Source organism: Kaistia algarum, assembly GCF_026343945.1.
GTDB classification, from domain to species: Bacteria; Pseudomonadota; Alphaproteobacteria; order Rhizobiales; family Kaistiaceae; genus Kaistia; species Kaistia algarum.
Genome location: NZ_JAPKNJ010000003.1, coordinates 314578 through 331956, shown reverse-complemented (window position 1 = coordinate 331956; position 17379 = coordinate 314578). Strand labels below are relative to the sequence as shown.

13 protein-coding genes and 1 pseudogene are annotated in these 17379 nt (G+C 65.1%); 2 read left to right on the top strand and 12 right to left on the bottom strand.

What is annotated here, in order from left to right; translation table 11 throughout:
• Window positions 1-242: 242 nt before the first annotated feature.
• The 6 genes from OSH05_RS19890 to OSH05_RS19865 all read right to left on the bottom strand — a co-directional run bounded on the left by OSH05_RS19890 (window position 243) and on the right by OSH05_RS19865 (window position 8185).
• Window positions 243-1412 carry a mandelate racemase/muconate lactonizing enzyme family protein gene (locus OSH05_RS19890; protein ID WP_104217921.1) on the bottom strand — a complete coding sequence of 390 codons (1170 nt, stop codon included), beginning with the start codon at window positions 1410-1412 and terminating at the stop codon, window positions 243-245.
• A complete protein-coding gene (locus OSH05_RS19885) occupies window positions 1409-2512 on the bottom strand; it encodes a Gfo/Idh/MocA family oxidoreductase (RefSeq protein ID WP_104217922.1) in 1104 nt (367 codons plus the stop codon). The genes OSH05_RS19890 and OSH05_RS19885 overlap by 4 nt, the downstream gene beginning before the upstream one ends.
• The gene (locus OSH05_RS19880) at window positions 2509-4473 is read right to left on the bottom strand and encodes an ABC transporter permease (RefSeq protein WP_104217923.1); all 1965 of its coding nucleotides are present in this window, start codon (window positions 4471-4473) and stop codon (window positions 2509-2511) included. The genes OSH05_RS19885 and OSH05_RS19880 overlap by 4 nt, the downstream gene beginning before the upstream one ends.
• Window positions 4470-5981 carry a sugar ABC transporter ATP-binding protein gene (locus OSH05_RS19875; protein ID WP_104217924.1) on the bottom strand — a complete coding sequence of 504 codons (1512 nt, stop codon included), beginning with the start codon at window positions 5979-5981 and terminating at the stop codon, window positions 4470-4472. Before OSH05_RS19875 ends, OSH05_RS19880 begins: the two co-directional genes overlap by 4 nt.
• A gap of 57 nt (window positions 5982-6038) precedes the next feature.
• On the bottom strand, window positions 6039-7034 hold the full coding sequence (locus OSH05_RS19870) for a sugar ABC transporter substrate-binding protein (RefSeq protein WP_104217925.1): 996 nt from the start codon (window positions 7032-7034) through the stop codon (window positions 6039-6041).
• A 104-nt stretch (window positions 7035-7138) separates the two neighbouring features.
• Window positions 7139-8185 (bottom strand): LacI family DNA-binding transcriptional regulator, encoded by a 1047-nt coding sequence (locus OSH05_RS19865; protein WP_104217926.1) that lies wholly within the window; start codon window positions 8183-8185, stop codon window positions 7139-7141.
• Window positions 8186-8292: 107 nt separating this feature from the next.
• Here OSH05_RS19865 and OSH05_RS19860 point away from each other — a divergent pair, with 107 nt between their 5' ends.
• Entirely contained in the window at window positions 8293-9489 is a 1197-nt protein-coding gene (locus tag OSH05_RS19860; RefSeq protein WP_104217927.1) for a DUF4432 family protein, read from the top strand.
• On the opposite strand, the pseudogene OSH05_RS19855 reads toward OSH05_RS19860, so the two are convergent.
• Together OSH05_RS19855 and OSH05_RS19850 are read right to left on the bottom strand one after the other, a co-directional pair.
• A pseudogene (locus tag OSH05_RS19855) lies at window positions 9483-9833 on the bottom strand (IS3 family transposase); the annotation flags it as partial. The gene OSH05_RS19860 and the pseudogene OSH05_RS19855 sit on opposite strands and share 7 nt — an antisense overlap.
• A gap of 362 nt (window positions 9834-10195) precedes the next feature.
• Entirely contained in the window at window positions 10196-11290 is a 1095-nt protein-coding gene (locus OSH05_RS19850; protein WP_266352852.1) for an HPP family protein, read from the bottom strand.
• 506 nt (window positions 11291-11796) lie between these two features.
• Here OSH05_RS19850 and OSH05_RS19845 point away from each other — a divergent pair.
• Entirely contained in the window at window positions 11797-13074 is a 1278-nt protein-coding gene (locus OSH05_RS19845) for an ROK family protein (protein ID WP_104218216.1), read from the top strand.
• Window positions 13075-13089: 15 nt separating this feature from the next.
• On the opposite strand, the gene OSH05_RS19840 is transcribed toward OSH05_RS19845, so the two are convergent.
• The 4 genes from OSH05_RS19840 to OSH05_RS19825 are packed head-to-tail and all read right to left on the bottom strand — an operon-like array spanning window position 13090 to window position 17305.
• Window positions 13090-14571, bottom strand: coding sequence for an amidase (locus OSH05_RS19840; protein WP_104217929.1), 1482 nt, complete (start codon window positions 14569-14571; stop codon window positions 13090-13092).
• 20 nt (window positions 14572-14591) lie between these two features.
• On the bottom strand, window positions 14592-15548 hold the full coding sequence (locus OSH05_RS19835) for a cyclase family protein (protein ID WP_104217930.1): 957 nt from the start codon (window positions 15546-15548) through the stop codon (window positions 14592-14594).
• Window positions 15545-16330 (bottom strand): ATP-binding cassette domain-containing protein, encoded by a 786-nt coding sequence (locus OSH05_RS19830; protein ID WP_104217931.1) that lies wholly within the window; start codon window positions 16328-16330, stop codon window positions 15545-15547. The genes OSH05_RS19835 and OSH05_RS19830 overlap by 4 nt, the downstream gene beginning before the upstream one ends.
• 36 nt (window positions 16331-16366) lie before the next feature.
• A complete protein-coding gene (locus tag OSH05_RS19825) occupies window positions 16367-17305 on the bottom strand; it encodes an ABC transporter permease (protein ID WP_266352851.1) in 939 nt (312 codons plus the stop codon).
• Window positions 17306-17379 lie beyond the last annotated feature (74 nt).

Here is a 17379-nt window from a genome sequence, read left to right as displayed (position 1 = left end):
AAAACCAACCGATCAGGTGATCGAGCGACGCGCGGCCGGGGCCAAAAGCCAGGATGCCGAGTGCCATGGCAGCCCATGGCATGTGAACCCGCCAGCCATCGGGAACGGTCACCGTGAAGTGGCGCGGAATTGGGGCCTCGGCCTCATTTCAAGACCTATCCACACGGATAGTGACAGAGTGAACGGCGGAGAGTGCCGGCTCGACCACTGAACCGGAACCCTGTGTGAGGTTCTCAGATCCGTTACAGGCCGGCCAGTCTCGCCGTTCCCGTGAATTCATCCTTCCAGGTCGCGTCCCACAAGGACGGAAAGGCCAGCGGGCGATAAGGGTGCGCGGCAATCGCGGCCTCGTTGAGCTCGATGCCGAGGCCGGGACGCTCGGGCAGCGCAAAGCGGCCCCGTTCCAGCGGGTTCCAGCCGCTGACAAGATCGCTGCGCCAATCGACGTCGAACTCGGCGAAGCTCTCCAGCATCAACATGTTGGGCGTCGACCATGCGACATGGAGCGCGGCGGCGAGCGCTACCGGACCGACGGAGCAATGCGGCGAGATGGCAATATCCTGCGCCGCGGCCATGGCCGCGATCTTCTTGGCGACGGCGATCCCACCGCAATGGGCGACATCCATCTGCACGACGTCGGCAGCGCGAAGCGCGATCAGACGGGCGAAATCGGCGATGGCATAGAGTCGCTCCCCGGAGGAGATCGGAACGCGGATGCGATCCTTCAATTCGCGCAGCAGTTCGACGCTCTCCGGCGCAACGGGCTCCTCGCACCAGGCAATCGGAAGATGGGCTATCCGGTCGATGAAGCGCATCGCGTCGCTGACGCCGAGCCGGCCATGGATCTCGATCATCATCTTGACGCCGGGGCCGATGGCGGCGGCGATGGCCTCGACGATCGCGACGGCCCGGTCTTCCTCCTCGGCGTCGAGTTGTTTCCAGGCCGTGGCGAAAGGGTCGAATTTCAGCGCTTCATAACCGAGCGCGATGACCTGAGCCGCCCGCGCGGCAAATTCGCCGGCCGTCTGGCAGCCGCCATACCAGCCATTCGCATAGGCCTTCAGCACCGGCTTCGCCTTGCCGCCGATGAGGCGGTAGACCGGCTGGCCGGTCGCCTTGCCGATAATGTCCCAGAGCGCGATTTCGGCGCTCGATATCGCCGTCATCACCGTCGACCCGCCCTGATACTGGTCACGGATCATGCCGCCGATCACCGCCTCGATGTCGAATGGATCCTTGCCGATGATGCGCGAGGCAACCCATTCATTGATCAGCACCTCGACGGCCCGCTCCTGCCATTCCAGCGTCGCCTCGCCGATGCCGACGATGCCGGTATCGGTCGTGATCCGCACGAAGAGGTAATTGCGCTGGCCGGCATTGGCGAGAAAGGTCTCGAGCTTCTTGATCTTCATCGGGCGAGCCCTCGGCTGTTCATGTCGATGTCGGTGCCGCTCTCGATGGCAAGGCGGATGGCCGCGATCAGTTCGACGGCGGCGGCGCCGTCCGCGCCGGTGGCGGCCAGCGGCACCAGACCGCGAATGGCGTCGAGCGTGTTTTCGAGCAATCCGCAATAGCCGCCGAAGGCCTCGTCGAAGAGCAGCGTGTTGGGGATGGAAGGTGACCAGTTCTTGGCCGGCCCCGTCTCCTCGTCGTAGAGCGTCGTCTCGCGCTGATCGTCGACAACCAGAAATGCGTTGGCACCGAAGATCTCGACGCGCTCCCAGGGCTTGAAGCTGAGACCAGCGCGGCTCGTCATCAGTGTGCCGATGGCGCCTGAAGCGAAGCCGACCGAAATCGTGGCGCTTTCGATCTGCCCGCCATCGGCCAGGATTGCGCGGGCATGCAGCTTCGCGACCGGTCCCATGAACCAGCGCATCAGATCGAGCAGATGGACCGTGCCGCCTTCGAGAAGATCGACATAGGGATAGCCGAGCGTGAACTTCCCCGTGAATATCTTCGGCGGCGAATGCAGCGCACCTTGTTCGATCAGCGCCTTGGCCATGGCATAGGGCGGCGAGAATCGCTTGTTGGCCACGGCGCCGAGGAGAACGCCCTGCCGGTCGGCGAATTCGACCAGCCGGCGGGCTTCACCCGCATCGCGGCAGATCGGCTTCTCGACCAGCGCGGCGACCCCTCGTTCGATCGCGGCCTTCGCCGCAGCGGCATGGGCGGAATCGGCTGTCAGCACCAGAAGCAGATCGGGTTGGGCTTCCTCCAGCAAGGCGAGAACGTCGTCATAGGCCGGGCATCCGGCGAGCCGGCCAGCCTTCTCCCGCGCCAGTTCGTCCGGATCGGCAATGCCGACGATCTCCACCGGCTCGCCGACGACCTCAAGACGGCGGATGGCCGGAATCCATTTGGCCTGAGCGACGCCGCCGGCACCGGCAATGCCGAGCCTCAGCGGCCGCTTGGCCATCCGGGCCGCATCGCCCTTGACCGCATAGACATCACCCCTGCCGAATGCGGCGTCATACGGCGTATGGCCAAAATCGATCGGCGGCCAGACGCTCATCTCGAGGCTCCCCGCTCGAAATAGAGCTGCGTTACCGCCCTCAATGTCAGGGCGGCGATGATGATCGTCCCCTTGATCACATAGAACTGCGCGTCGCCCATCTGCAGGCCCGACAGCCCATTGTTGAGGATGGCGAGGAAAGCGACGCCGATCGCCGTATCGCGCAGCCGGCCGGTGCCGCCGCGGAACGAGGCGCCGCCGATGATCACCGCGACGATCGCATCGAGTTCGAGCCCGAAACCTGCCGTCGGGGCTGCCGCACCGAGGCGGCCCAGCATCACCAGCATGCCGGTCGCAGTGAAGACGGACATCACGATGAGGATCGTGAGCTTGAGCCACGCTTCGCTGACACCGGCCTGCCGCAGCATGCGGGGATCGCCGCCGACGGCATAGATGCGAAGGCCAAGGGGCAGCCGCGCCAGGATCAGCCAGCCGAGCAGGAAGGCGAGGACGACAAGGAACGGCACCAGGGTGAAGCCGAAGGCGACTGGCGCGTTCATCATCGTCACGAAGCCCATGTCGAAGGATACCGTGTTCGCTCCGGTCAAGGAGATGGCGAGGCCGCGGGCCCAGATCCACGCGGCGAGGGTGACGATGAGCGGGTCGAGCCGGAGCCCGCCGACAATGATGCCATTCAGGACATAGACGCCGACGCAGCCGGCGAACCCGAAAGCGAGCGCCAGGGGCACGGGAACCCCGGCCTTCGCGGCGAGCGCCGCGACCACGGCTCCGAGCGCCACGACCGAGCCCGGGGAGATGTCCACCGTCCGCGACACGATGCCGATCATGGCGCCGACCGCGATGATCGCCAGCGTGCTGTTCTGCTCGATCAGGGCGATCGCGTTCGGAAGGGTGGCGAAGCGCGGATTGACGAGCGCGAAGACGAGGGCCAGCAAGACGGTCGCGACGGTTACGGCGCCGCGCGACAGGCGAGCTCCCATCACGCTCATACTGGCATATTCGTCGCGGAAGGCTTCGCCAGTCGAAACCTCGCCGCTGCCGCGCTTCAGGACCCCCCCGCCGACCATCGCGATCAGCAGTAGCAGGCCGGTCACCGTCGTCTGCCAGGTGCCGGGGACGCCGCGGATCGTCATGTAGTTGAAGATCATCATGAGGATCAGCGTGCCGATGACGGCGTGGAGCACCGAGACCCGGCCGGCCGGCAGCCCGCCGCTGCCGAGCGCGACCACGGCAATGGCGAAGAATTCGAGCCCCTGTCCAATCGACGGGCTGATGAGGCCCGTGCGGGCAGCGACCAACACGCCTGCGAGACCCGCCAGGGCACCGCAGCCGACATAGGCACAACCGCGCATCGTGCGGACGGGGAGCCCGGCAAGCCGCGAGGCAACCGGCGCGTCGCCTATCGCGTGAAAGGCGCGCCCCAGCACGGTTCGCTGCAGCACGAAGCCAAGGGCGAACGCCGCCAGGATGGCGACGAGCGCGTCGAGCGGTAGGCCGAGGATCGTTCGCCGCGCGAGATCGTCAAAAACCGGTCCCTTGATCTCAATCCAGGAATTGAAGTGGCCGAGCACCATCAGCCCCAATCCGCGAACGGCGATCATCGTGCCGAGCGTCACGATTACCGGGCTGATGCGGAGGCCCTCGATCAGCAGCGCATTGACTAACCCGACAACGGCGCCGACGAGAATGCCGGCCATGACCGCCATCGCCGGCGGCAGACCGAGAGCGAGGGCGGCGCCGGAAAACGTTGCGGACAGCAGCACGACCGATCCGACCGAGAGATCGATGCCCCCGACCAGCACGACGAGCGTCATGGCGAGCCCCAGGACCAGCACCGACGCCGATTGGCGCAAAATGTTGGCGGCGTTGCCGGGCGTGCCGAAAACAGGGGATGTCAGAACGAAGGCGGCCAGCAGCAGGACCGCCGCAACCAGCATCGCGTTCCGCGTCACAAGGCTGGCGATGCGGCCGGAACCGGACGGAAGCGTGGAAGCGATCATGCGGCCTCCGCGCCCTGTACGACGAGGTTGAGTACTTCCTCGTCGACCGATGCCGGATCGACCACGACGTCGATGCGGCCGGCACGGACGACCAATATCCGGTCGGCAAGCGCAAGGACTTCGGCGAGTTCGGAAGAAACGACGATGATCGCTTTTCCGGCTCGCGCGAGCTCGTCCAGTCGCCGGTAGATCTCGGTGCGGGCGCCGACATCGACACCGCGCGTCGGCTCGATAAGGACGAATATGTCGACGTTGGCGAGATGCCACCGCGCCACCAGCGCCTTTTGCTGGTTGCCGCCGGAGAGACGGCGGATCGGTGTTTCCATCGAGGCAGCGACGACGCCGAAGGTCGCGGCCGCAGCCTCCGTTGCCTGTTGCTCGGCGCCGGTGCGAACTAGGCCGAGGGGGCCGCGCCGATCCCTGAGCGACGAAACGCCGATATTCTCGCGCAGCGTTAAATTGGGCAGGATGCCCTCGGCCTTGCGCTCCTCGGTCAGCAGGCAGACGCCCGCCTTGACCGCGTCTGCCGGACCGCGAAAACGGCGTGGCCGTCCGCCGACCACCATCTCTCCGCCATCGGCCACGATATCGCCGCCGATGAGCCGGCCAAGTTCATTCTGCCCGGCGCCGAGCAGACCGGTGACGCCGACTATCTCGCCGCGGCGAGCGACGAGATCGATGCCGCGAAGCTGGTGTCCGAATGTAATGCCCTGGAGTGCGACCGCCACCTCGCCGGGCTGGCGCGCTTTGTGTTCGAAGCGCTCCGTCCTCGAACCGATCATGGCGTCGGTGAGGCGGCTCTCGGTCCAGCCCGTGAGCGGCGCGGTCACAACATGGCGGCCGTTTCGCAGCACGGTGGCGGTGTCGCAGAGCGCCAGGACCTCGGCGAAGCGATGAGATACGTAGAGAATCGCGACGCCCTGGGCCTTCAGCCTCGCGATGGCGGCAAAGAGGATGCCGCTCTCATGCGCACCCAGTGGTGCGGTCGGCTCGTCGAGAACGAGGATGCGGGGATCGGTGGCAAGGGCCTTGGCGATCTCGACCATCTGCTTCTCGGCCAGAGAGAGATTGCCAACGATCGCGAGTGGATCGAGCGCGAGACCGAGCCGGTCCAATGCCTGCCTGGTGCCGGCGATCATGGCCGGACGATCGAGTATGCCGCGCCGGCGCGGCTCACGACCGAGCGACAGGTTCTCCGCAATGGTCAGATTGGGAAGCAGGCTCAGTTCCTGGTAGACGGTGGCGATGCCAAGGCCGAGCGCGCGGCGCGTGTCGGTGATCTCTACCGGCTGGCCCGCAAGGCGAACGACGCCTTCATCGGCCGCATACATCCCCGATAAGATGTTGATCAACGTCGACTTGCCGGCACCGTTCTGGCCGACCAACCCATGCACGCTGCCCGCATCGATGCGGAGCGATACGTCGGCGAGGGCGACGACACCCGGGAACCGCTTGCCGAGACCGACGATCTCGAGTGCAGGCGGCGATGATGGCAGGGAAGCGGTCATGGAAATCACGGATGCCCGACGAGGCGCCCGCGGCGTCGACCGCCGCGGGCTGTTGGATCAGTAGCCGGCGACGATATCGGCGAGCGGCTTCTCGAACGGGAAACTCTGCATGTTGTTGACCTGGTCGGAGGCTAGCTTCAATGCCTTGTCGACATTGTCGCTGGTCACCAGCACGCCCTTGATCAGCACTTCCTTGCGGTCATCCTTCGCGGTTGCGATCAGGAAGGGGAGATAGGCCTTCCAGAAGCCGGAATATTGCGGGGCGAGAAGAACCGTACTCTTCATGGTGCCGTCCTTGACTGCCTTCAGGCCAGGTTCGGTGCCATCCACGGATACGAGCATCACCTGATCCTGTTTTCCGGACCTTCCGATGACGCCGGCAGCGGGAACAGTGAGGCTGTCGGAATTGCCGTAAATCAGGTCGAGATTCGGATAGGCAGTCATCCAGTTCTCGGTGATCGACACCGCCTTGGTCGGATCCCAGCTCGTTGGCTCCTGGGCCACGACCTTGACGCCTGGATACTGCGCCATGACGTCGGTGAAGCCGCCGGAACGGTCGGTATTGAGGCCCTGGCCGAGCAGGCCCTGCAGATTGGCGACCTCGCCCTTCACCTCGCCGTAGCGAGCCTTCAGCAACTCGGCCGCATATTCGCCGACGATCTTGCCGGTATATCGCTCGTCGAAGCCGAGCACCGCCGCGCAGCCGTCGATCTTGGAATGCAGGCAGACCACCGGGATCTTCGCGGCGGCGGCCTTGGCCATGGTCGGGCCAAAGGCCGCGGCGTCGATGAAATTGATCGAGATGACGTCGACGCCCTGATTGATCAGGTTCTCCATCGCCTGGATCTGCTTGGTGACGTCTCCCTCGCCGCTGGTGACGACGAGATCGAAGCCGGCACGTCGGGCCGCTTCCTTGGCGCCATCGACCTCGCCCAGGTGGAAGGGATTGGACAGGTCGATCTGGATCAGGCCGACGGTGGGCTTGTCGGCCGCGAAGGCGAACGTCGTCGCGAAGGCTGCCGCTGCGGCGGCCGCCAGCAATGTCTTCAGCATCTTTCATCCTCCCTGGCCGCCGGTCTTCTTGCCGCGGCTCGACACTCAATCGTTGAATGCGGAAAAATGTTACCGGTAACTTATGACAGAGTCAATCGTCTCGCTCAGTGTTTGCGACGGCTCGATTCGCGCGAAATGATCGAGAAGCCGAGATCGTAGCGCTCGCTCGCACCCTTGCTTCCGGCGAGACGCGCCAGGATCATGTGACCGGCCTTTCGCCCCATCTCCATGGCTGGGACGTGAACCGTGGTCAGGGTTGGCGAGACGACACGGCCGATTTCGAGATCATGGAACCCGGCAATGCCTAGTTGCTCCGGCACCCGGACGCCGAGTTCGCGGCAGGCGAGGATCGCGCCGACCGCGAAGACGTCGGAGGTGAAGAACACCGCATCCACGTCCGGCGCATTCTTGCGCAGCATGCGGATCGCTCGCGCCCCCGTCTCCGGCAAGATCGCGGCCTCGTCATGGACGACTTGGATCGGCGGCGCCGACAGCCCCGCTTCGCGCATCGCATCAAGATAGCCCTCGGCCCGGTGCCGGGCGCGCTCATTGCTCTCGCTCGGCCCGTTGACGAAAGCGATGCGGCGATAGCCCGAACGGATCAGTTCGGCCGTCATCGCATGCGCCGCCTCGCGATTGGAGAAGCCAACGGCCATGTCAACCGGCTCATCGCCGGTCTCCCACGTCTCGACGACGGGAATGCCGAAGCCGCGCAGCAATTCGCGCGTCGCCCCGGTATGCGTGAGCCCAGTCAACACTAGCGCATCGGGCCGCCGCTCAAGGATCGAGCGGATCTGACTCTCCTCGACATCTGTACGATAGGCGCTCGACGATACGAAAAGGCCGAGACCCGCCTCGGACAGCACGTCGCTGATCCCTTCCAGCGTATCGGCGAAGATGGAGTGGCGCAGCGTCGGCACGATCGCCGCCACCAGCCCGGTCGAGCCGGCGGTCAGGCTGCCGGCAAGGCGGTTCGGGACATAGCCGATGCGGGCCATGGCGGCGGTGACCCGTTCCCGCGTCTCGGCATTGACCTTCTCGGGATGGCGCAGCACCCGCGATACCGTCATCTTGGTGACGCCGGCCAGCGCCGCCACTTCGGACATGGTCGCGCCGAAACCGGCCTTCGCTGCCTTGCCGCTTTCCGTCACGATGTTCCCCTGCTCGCGCCCTGCATCGCTTCCCCGAATAGCCGGGCTCTTGTTCCGTTGGCTTGTCGTCCCTTCTTATCGCGAACGTGTCGTCGCTGCGTCCGAAAATGCGGCGGCCGGCAAGCGGATCGCATCGGGCGGATTGCGTCGAGAACGACCGTGGATATGATACCGATAACATATGGGAGGGAGCGATGGATTTCTTTGCGGCGGGCCTGACACCGGACGATCTGCGCCGCCGGGTCGGCCATATGTCCCAGCTTGGCGGCGTGCGCCTGATCACTTCGGACAATGGTCCCTCGCGCGGGGTGCGTCTTGTCGAATTCCGCACAGGCACCGGCTTCACCTTCGAGATCGGCGTCGATCGCGGCTTCGATGTCGGCCGTTGCGACTATCGCGGGGCATCGCTCGCCTGGATGCCGCCGACGATGCTGCCCGGGCCGTGGTATTTCGAGGATCAAGCCAATTTCGGCTGGCTGCGGGCCGGGCTCGGCGGCTTCAACAATACCTGCGGCCTGCTCCATATCGGCAATCCCGAAGACGCCGATGTCAGCCACTACAATTTCCCTGCCCGGCCCACGGATCACTACGGCGTTCACGATCGGGCAGCGCTGATCCCGGCGGAACTGGTGAGCCTCGGCGAGCGCTGGATCGATGGGAGTTACGTGATGGAGGCGATTGGGCGGGTCACGCAGGCGCAGGCCTATGGCGAGAATCTCGTGCTTACCCGGACCTATCGGGCCGTGCTCGGCCAATCCGCCTTCACCATGGAGGATGTGGTCGAGAACCGCGGCTATACGCCGACCAGCCATATGCTGCTCTACCACATCAATATCGGCTATCCGTTCGTCGACTACGGTGCCGAGTTCATCGCGCCAAGCATCGGGACGCCGAAGCTCTTGTTCGGCACGGCCGATCTGGAGGACCGCACCAGTTGGTCGCGATTCGTCGCTCCGCAGCGCAACTGGATCCAGCAAACCTTCGAGCATCGCATGCGCGCCAATGAAAGCGGCGAGGTGGAGGTCGCGATCTTCAATCCGCGCCTGATGGGCGGAATCGGGCTCTCGGTCGCCTATGATCAGAAGACGCTGCCCAACTACATCGAATGGCGGATGATGGGCGAAGGGCAATATGCCGTCGGAATCGAACCGTGCAGCAACGGCTTCGGCCGGCGCGAGATCGAGGACCGCGGGGAACTGATCGTTCTGCAGCCCGGCGAGAGCCGCCGATACACGTTGCGCGTCGCCATTATCGACGCTGACCGGGCTGACGAGATGCGAATGTTGGAGTCCGCAACGCGGTGATCGTCGATGAACGCGATCCTGTCTTCGACCGGCGGTCGAGCTCCGCCCGCGGGAAATACGAGGGCGCCTTGCGCAGAATCTTGTTCGCCTGCCGCAACTCGCGGTTCTCCCGCTCGAACGCCTTCAGCTTGGCCGCCATATCCGTCGTCTCCCCGGCCCGCTTGCCGGCGTCGACCTCAGCCTTCTTGAGCCGCTCGTTCAACGAGTGTCACGAGCCGCCCATCTTGGTCGCAATCGACACAATCGCCTGCCAGCGCGACGGATGCTCAGCCTCATGATCCAGCACCATCCGCACCGCGTGAGCGCACCTCAGACGAAAACTTGTTCGTCGTCTTGCTCGTCATGACTCCACCTTCTCAGGAGTTGGAGCCTTCGACAAACCCGGGGCGGTTCACTTCGACCGCGCCCTGTCATTGGGCGTGCAAGGGTCGACCCTCTAGTGCAGTAGGCCGCTTGAGCTCGACAGCAACTAGATAGTCTGTGAACGCGCGATCTCGCAGGAGCTCACATCGGATGGCTTCAACGCGTTGAGAATGTTTCAGAAATTCTGCGCCTACCGGGGTCTCGATCGGCGCTGATTGAGACCCGGATAGTCTTCGATATCTATGAGAAGATTCGATGATTAGGTCGATTCAAGCCGAGGTCAAAATCCCGCGCCCATTCACTGCCAGCGCTGCTGGACAACGCGTGGCCACTGGTCCGCCACTCACCCGCTGCTCAACATATGCGTCTTTGCGAGCAGGGCGAAAAGGTCGGTCTGGCTGATCAGGCCAGCGATGCGGCGATCTTCGCCGACGATGATGGCCGCGTGGGTGCGCCCGTCGGTCAGAAGCGGAACGAGGCCGAGGGCCGGATCGTCTGGTGCGGCGGTTGCCGATTCCGAGACGAGGCCGGCGATGAACTCGGCGTCACCAGCAAGCTCGCGAAGGCCGATCGTGCCGACGAGTTCATCGCGATCATCGACCACCGGTAAGGTGCGGATGTTGTGATCGATCAGCAGCTTCCGAGCGGCTTCGCTGCGCGCGTCCAGACCGACGCGTACGACATCGCGTGACATGACGTCTCGGCAAAGGACGGCGCCGGTCGAACGGATGAGCGCCTGCAACTCGACCTGCCGCAACAGCCGGTCGAGATCAGCCCTGTCGATGTCGAAGGTCTCATCGAAAGAGCGGAGCGCGGCGTCTATATCTTCGCCACGAAAGCCGACGCGCAACGGCGTGGGAATGTCGGACGTCCGATGCTGATTGCCAGTGGGCGGGACCACGACGTGCGGATAGCGCCGGCGCGCTAGGCGGTGGAAGGCGATTCCGATCGCCACCAGCAGCACCGAATTGAGACCGACTGGAACCAGCGGAAACAGGAAGCCCGCCGAGGCCACGGCAGGACCGCCCAGCGCCGCCGTCAGGGCGGCGGCACCGCCCGGCGGATGCAGGCTGCGGGTTAGCGACATGACGGCGATCGCCAGCGAAACCGCGAGGCCGATCGCCAGCACCGGCTCGTGTACGAGATGAGCGACGAGGATGCCGACAAAGGCAGAGATCGTGTTGCCGCCAATGATGGGCCATGGCTGGGCGAGCGGACTAGCTGGGACGGCAAACAGGAGCACGGCTGAGGCGCCGATCGGCGCGACGATCAGTGGGAATTGGGGTCCGAGGCCAGCCAGCCAGCCGCAGAACAACCCGGTGACGGCAATGCCGACCAGCGCTCCGAGGCACCCTATCGCCCGTTCTCGCGCCGTTGCCCCGGCAAGAATCGGCACGAACAACGGGAAGCGATGTTTGGGGCTGTGATCGGACGGCAAGGAAATGAACTCGGTATCAGAGCAGCGCTGGGACGGCTGTAAACAACTCGCCAGACAGCGACGTCTAGAACCGCCGGCTGGACCTGTACATCAGAAAACACTGCCTGCGATCGCAATGACCAAGGTCACGAGCGTGTAAGAGCGCACTATTGACGTCATACGGCCAATGTCAGCCTCGCTTCGCGCGCAACGCCTGGACACGTGGCGAACTTGCGGGCGCCGAGTGCGACATGCCGGCTCGCCCGGCACGACACATCGTATTGCGTGCCGCTGTTCGGGCAATCGTTCCAGCCCGCGAATGCGCGACTCACGCGCTGCGCTCTTTTCGATCCCAAACAACGGTCGCACCAATGCTTCTTGAACGGATCCGGTCCAACGAGGGGCCGTTCCTGCTGCGCCGAAAGCAGGTTTGTGAGAGACTCACACTAAATCCTCGAATAGCGGGTATGGATCGGCTAGGAGACCTCCAGGTTCATTGCGCTTTGGCGCCTTCGGATGACACGACGATGGATGATCGGCATAGCAGGGGACAGTTCGGCGGCAGGTCCGGTGGATTGCCCGAAATCGCACAGGCGATCGCTATCTCCGGCGAAAGGTCGACCAAGTCGCGCCATTCGCTGCTGACGTCATCGACGGTTGGGTCGACCAACCGCGGCCGCGTCCTGCAGGCTTTGTTCGACCTCGGCCCCACGAGCCGGGCCGATCTGGCGCGACTTTCCGGCGTCCATCGCACGACCATATCCGGCATTGTCCAGCCGTTGATCGACGACGATTTGCTGGTTGAGATCGACGCGGCTCCCGGGCAGCCGGCGCGCGGCAAGCCGGCCCGCCCCCTGTGGTTCTCGCCGAATTCGCGGCCCATCTGCGGCGTGCTGCTCATGCCGGACGCGGTGCATGCCTGCCTCGTCACGCTCGAGGGCACGATCCTGGTCGAGGTCAAGCTCGACCTGCCACCCGGAGACGGGCCAACCGCCCCCATCATCGAAACCATAGTGACCTGCGTCCAGCGCACGCTCGCCGGCGCGAGCCGCACGCCGCTCGGCATCGGCGTCGCCGTAGGCGGAATGGTCGATACGGATCTGGGCTCGATCGTCGCCGTCAATTTGGCGCCGGCGCTCGATCGATTCCCGCTCGCCGATGCGCTGCAGGCGCGGTTCAATCTGCCCGTCGTTCTCGATCATCACCCGCGCGCACTATTGGTCGGCGACCGCTGGTTTGGCAGCGGCCGCGGCGCCGAGCAATTTGCCGTCGTTTATACCGGCGAGGTCCTGGGCGGGGCCTTCTATGTCGAGGGTCATCTCTATCGGGGCGCCGCCGGCGCGGGCGGCGAACTAGGGCATACTTTCGTGCAGCTCGACGGCGAACTCTGCCGCTGCGGCCGGCGCGGATGCTGGGATACGGTCGCGACGCTGAGCTGGCTTCGCCGCGAGGCGCGAGCCATCGGCCTGCCGGATCCCGATGCCATCAATTCCGCCCGGCTGGTCGCCATGGCCGATCGCGAAGTCGCCGGCGCGGCGTCGCTGCTCGATCGCTATGCCCGCAACGTCGCCGCCGGCGTCGCGAATGTTCAGCAGACGCTGGCACCTAACGTCTTCATCCTGCATGGCGACGTCGTGCTCGGCGGCGAGCGGATGATCGACGCCATCGCCGGGCACGTCCGCAGCATGGTGCCCCGCCGCCCCGGCGGCGAGATCGAGATCATTGCCGGCGATGCCGGCGACCAGGCCGCGCTGCTCGGCGCCGCCGGATTGGTCCTCTCCGACCTGCTGCGGTTCCCGATCTAGGGAGTCGAACCGCGGCTAGCCATTCAAGCCCGGATAGCTCTGCAGCCAGGGCCGCAGCCGTTCGAAATGGGCGGCGAGCGTCAACACACTCGCATCGGCATGACGGCGACCGATGATCTGGAGGCCGACTGGCAATCCTTCCGGCGTCAGCCCCGCGGGAACCGAGATGGCGGGGTGGCCAGTGAAATTGATCGGATAGGTCATGCACCAGCCGATCAGTGGATCGACGGGTTCGCCATTGATCTCGGTCGGGCCGCGCGTATGCCCGTCCGTGGCGTTGCGCACCGGCGGAATCGCCAGCGTCGGCGACACGATCAGATCGCAGGATTCGAGGATATCCTCGATCGCGTCGAACACCTGGCTGCGAAGCAGATCGTCGAGCGCATGGTCGACGGCCGAGACGCGATAGGCGGATTGCAGCATGGCCAGGAAATCTGGAGACAATTTGTCGGCCAGATCTCCCAGAAGATCGATGCCGTCCGCCTTCCAGTGCACGGCAATCGCCGCGTAGTGGATGGCGATGGTGCGCACCCACAGCGCCGCCAGCTCATTGTGGTCGGGTTTCAGCTTCAGTTCGATCTCCTCGACCTCGACATCCTTGCCCGAGAGAGCCGAAACCGCATTGCGGACGACCGCAGCGACGCGCGGATCGACCGGGAAATTGCCGAGCCGCGGGCTGTAGGCGACGCGGATCTTGCGCTGCCGCCGCGCCGCGGCATCGAGATAGCGCGTGCCGTCATCGGGTAGCGACAGCGGATCGCGGGCATGCGGTCCGGCCATAATCGACGTCATCAGCGCCGCGTCGGTCACCGTGCGAGCGAGCGGCCCGATATGGACCAGCGGATGGCCCCAGAGGAAAGCATCCGGCCGCGTGACCGACGGGATGCGGCCGAAGGATGGCTTGAATCCGACCGTGCCGCTGAAGGCGGCGGGGATGCGGACCGAGCCGCCGCCATCGGTGCCCTGCGCCAGCGCCGCCATGCCGTCGGCGACCGCCGCCGCGCTGCCGCCGGAAGAGCCGCCGGAATTATAGCCGATGGCGAAGGGCGTGCTGGTCGGGCCGAAGCGCAGATTGTCGGTGATGCCCTTGTGGCCGAATTCCGGCGTATTGGTCTTGCCGAGAATGATGGCCCCTGCGGCCAGCAGGCGCTCGACCGCGACGGCGCTCTTCTTTGGCACGCGGTTCTGGACGGCCAGGGAGCCCATCGAGGTCGGAATGCCAGCTACGTCGTCGAGATCCTTGATGCCGACTGGCACGCCATGCAACGGACCGAGCGGGCCGCCGGCCATCACCGCCTTCTCCGCCTCGCGCGCCGCGTCCCTCGCCTGGTCGGCCAGCACCAGCGTATAGGCGTTGACGATCGGGTTACGGGTTTCGATCCGGGCAAGGTAGGCCTCGACCACCTCGACGGGCGACAGGTCGCGCCGCTTGATGCGGGCGGCGAGTTCGCTCGCCGGCAGGAAGCACAGTTTCGTTGCGTCGTCTGGCGTCGTCATGGAGGTGTTCCGCAGGGTTGTTATCGGATGAAGACGGGATTGATCGATCCGCCAGTGCCCTTGCTGACCTTGGCCGGGCTGCCGCAGAAGAGGCCGTCAAATTGTCGGTCGGCCGCCGCCCGTTCCGCGAGATCGTCGAGCCACGCCATTTCGGTGAAGACGATGCCGAGATTGCGCATCAGCGCCGCATGCAGCACCAGCATCATCCCCGTATCCGGCTCATAGGTGGTCTCATTGGCGAGCGTATCGGTGACGAGGCAGGGTATTTCCATGGCGTCGAACCAGCGCACCAGATCGAGGCTGAAGGTCAGCCCCGGCTCCCAATACGTGTCCGTTATGGTCTCCCGGCCGCCGAGCAGCGCACCGACCCAGCCGGTGCGCACCATCAGGATGCTGCGCGGCAGGATCTCGACGCCTTGCGCGCGGGCGCATTCGACGAGGTCGTGATGCGTGATCGTCTCGCCGCGGCCGAGCGCCGCCTTGCCGCGAAACCGCGCTATGTCGAGCAGCACACCGCGCCCGACGATGCCGCGCTCGGCGATCGGCATGATGCCGGCCTTGGTCATGCCGCCATTGGTGCTTGCCGCCGGATAGCCGTTCCAGAGCGTATCATCGAACCACATATGGCCGAGCGCGTCGCAATGCGTGCCGGCCTGGGCGAAGCCGGTGACATAATCGTCAGCGAATTCCAGCCCGCCATGCAGCGGATGCCAGTGACCTGCGGTGAAGCCCGCCTTGTCGGCGACCATGAAGTGGCGCGCCGGCCAGCGCCCCGGAAACACGGGATCGCCGCGATCTGTCGCGATTGGCACGCCGAGCGTGAAGGTGCGGGCCTGGCGGATGGCCGCCAGCCCCTGCCGGACCTCGCGCTCGCCGAGGAAATTGAGCGCGCCAATCTCGTCATTGGGACCCCAGCGACCCCAGCGGTTCGGCGCATCGGCTAGAAGGCTGTGAAGCGTCTTGGGATCGGCGTTCACGGCGCCACCGCCAGTTCGAGCCCCTGCGTCTCCCGCGGCTCCCTGGCCCCGGTAATGTAACCAACGACCTCCTCCAGGTTGGTCTCGCCGCTGTTCATGTCGGCGACCTTGCGTCCGCGCCGCATGACGACGACCCGATTGCACACCTGCCAGAGATGCTCGAGATTATGGGTGACCATCACGATCGTGAGGCCTCGCTCACCGAGCCGGCGAATCAAATCCAGTACTTCTCGGGATTCGCGCACGCCCAATGCCGCCGTTGGCTCGTCCAGCAGCAGCAGTTTGCGGCCCCAGAAGGCACCGCGCGCGATGGCCACGAGCTGACGCTGCCCGCCGGACATGCGATCGACCGGCTTGTTGCGCACGCCGGGAATATCGATGTGCAATTCCTCAAGCCCGCGGCTCGCTGTCTCCAGCATGTCGCGACGTCGTATGAAACGAAAAAGCGCCGGACCCTTGCCGAGCGCCAGTTCGCGGCCGAGGAAGAAGTTCTCCGCTGCCGAGAACGTGCCGATCAGCGCAAGATCCTGATAGACCGTCTCGATGCCGAAGCGCTGCGCCTCGGCGGGCGGCGAAAGCGTCGTCGGCTGGCCATCCAACAGGATCTGCCCCGAGGTCGGATCATGGGTCCCGGCGAGGATCTTGATCAACGTCGACTTGCCGGCGCCATTGTCGCCGACAAGGCCCAGAATGTCGCCCTTGGCAAGGTCGAGCGACACGGCGTCGAGCGCTTGAATGCCGCCGAAGCTCTTGCTGATCTGCCGGAGGCTGAGCAGCGTCATGTTCCCGTGTCCCCGTTCGTCCCGCACCGCATCGACCTAACCCCGCCCATAGCGCCGCCCGATCCCGCCAAGGGCTACGGCGAGGACCAGCAGGCAGCCCGCAAAGAGATACTGGGTGAAGATCGGCGCGCCGATCATCGCAAGGCCGTTATTGCCAACGGCCACGGTGAGCACGCCGATCAGCGTGCCGATGATGTGAAACTGCCCTTCGCGAAGGGCCGCTGAACCGAGAAAGGCGGCGGAAAACGAAGTGAGCATGAAGCCGTCCCCGGCGGTGACCTGGCCCGAACCCAGATTGGATGCCATCAGCACGCCGCCGATCGCCGCGCAGGTGCTCGCGATCGCGAAGGTGATGATACGGCTGCGGTCGACGGCGACGCCGGCCCGTCGGGCCGATTCGGCGCTGACGCCGATCGCTTTGATATGTTGCCCCTGGACGGTCCGGTTCAGGATAACCCAAAGGACGATCAGCACCGCCGCCATGATAAGAATAAGATGCGGCACGCCGCCGAGACGGCCGATGGCGATATCCGTGAATTCCCGCGAATGGGTGAGTTGCAGCGGAATACCGCCCGAATAGGCGTAGTTGAGGCCCACCACCACCGTTCCCGTTCCTAACGTCGCGATGAAGGCGTTGACGCCGATCTTGGAGACGATGATGCCATTAACGATTCCGATCACTGTCCCGATGGCGACGACGATCAGGATAGCGATGGGGATCGGCAATTGGTTGGCGCTGAGAAGTCCGACTACCAGCAAGCCGCAGAAGCTTGCAACATAGCCGATGCTCAGGTCGAAATCGCCGGCAACGAGCGGAAGCGTCAGACCCGCGGCGACGATCGTGCCGATCGCCATATCGTTGAGAATGTTCCGGAAATTGCCGACGGTCGCGAACGTACCGGGCTGGGTCGCCGAGAAGACGATCAGCATGGTCACCAGGACGAGGATGGTTCCGTATGTTCCGAGGAGGCGCATGGCCAGGGCCTGCCGGGCACGAGACCGGTCTCCGGCGGGCGACGCGTGAACGCTCGCCCGGCCCGGCGCAGCCG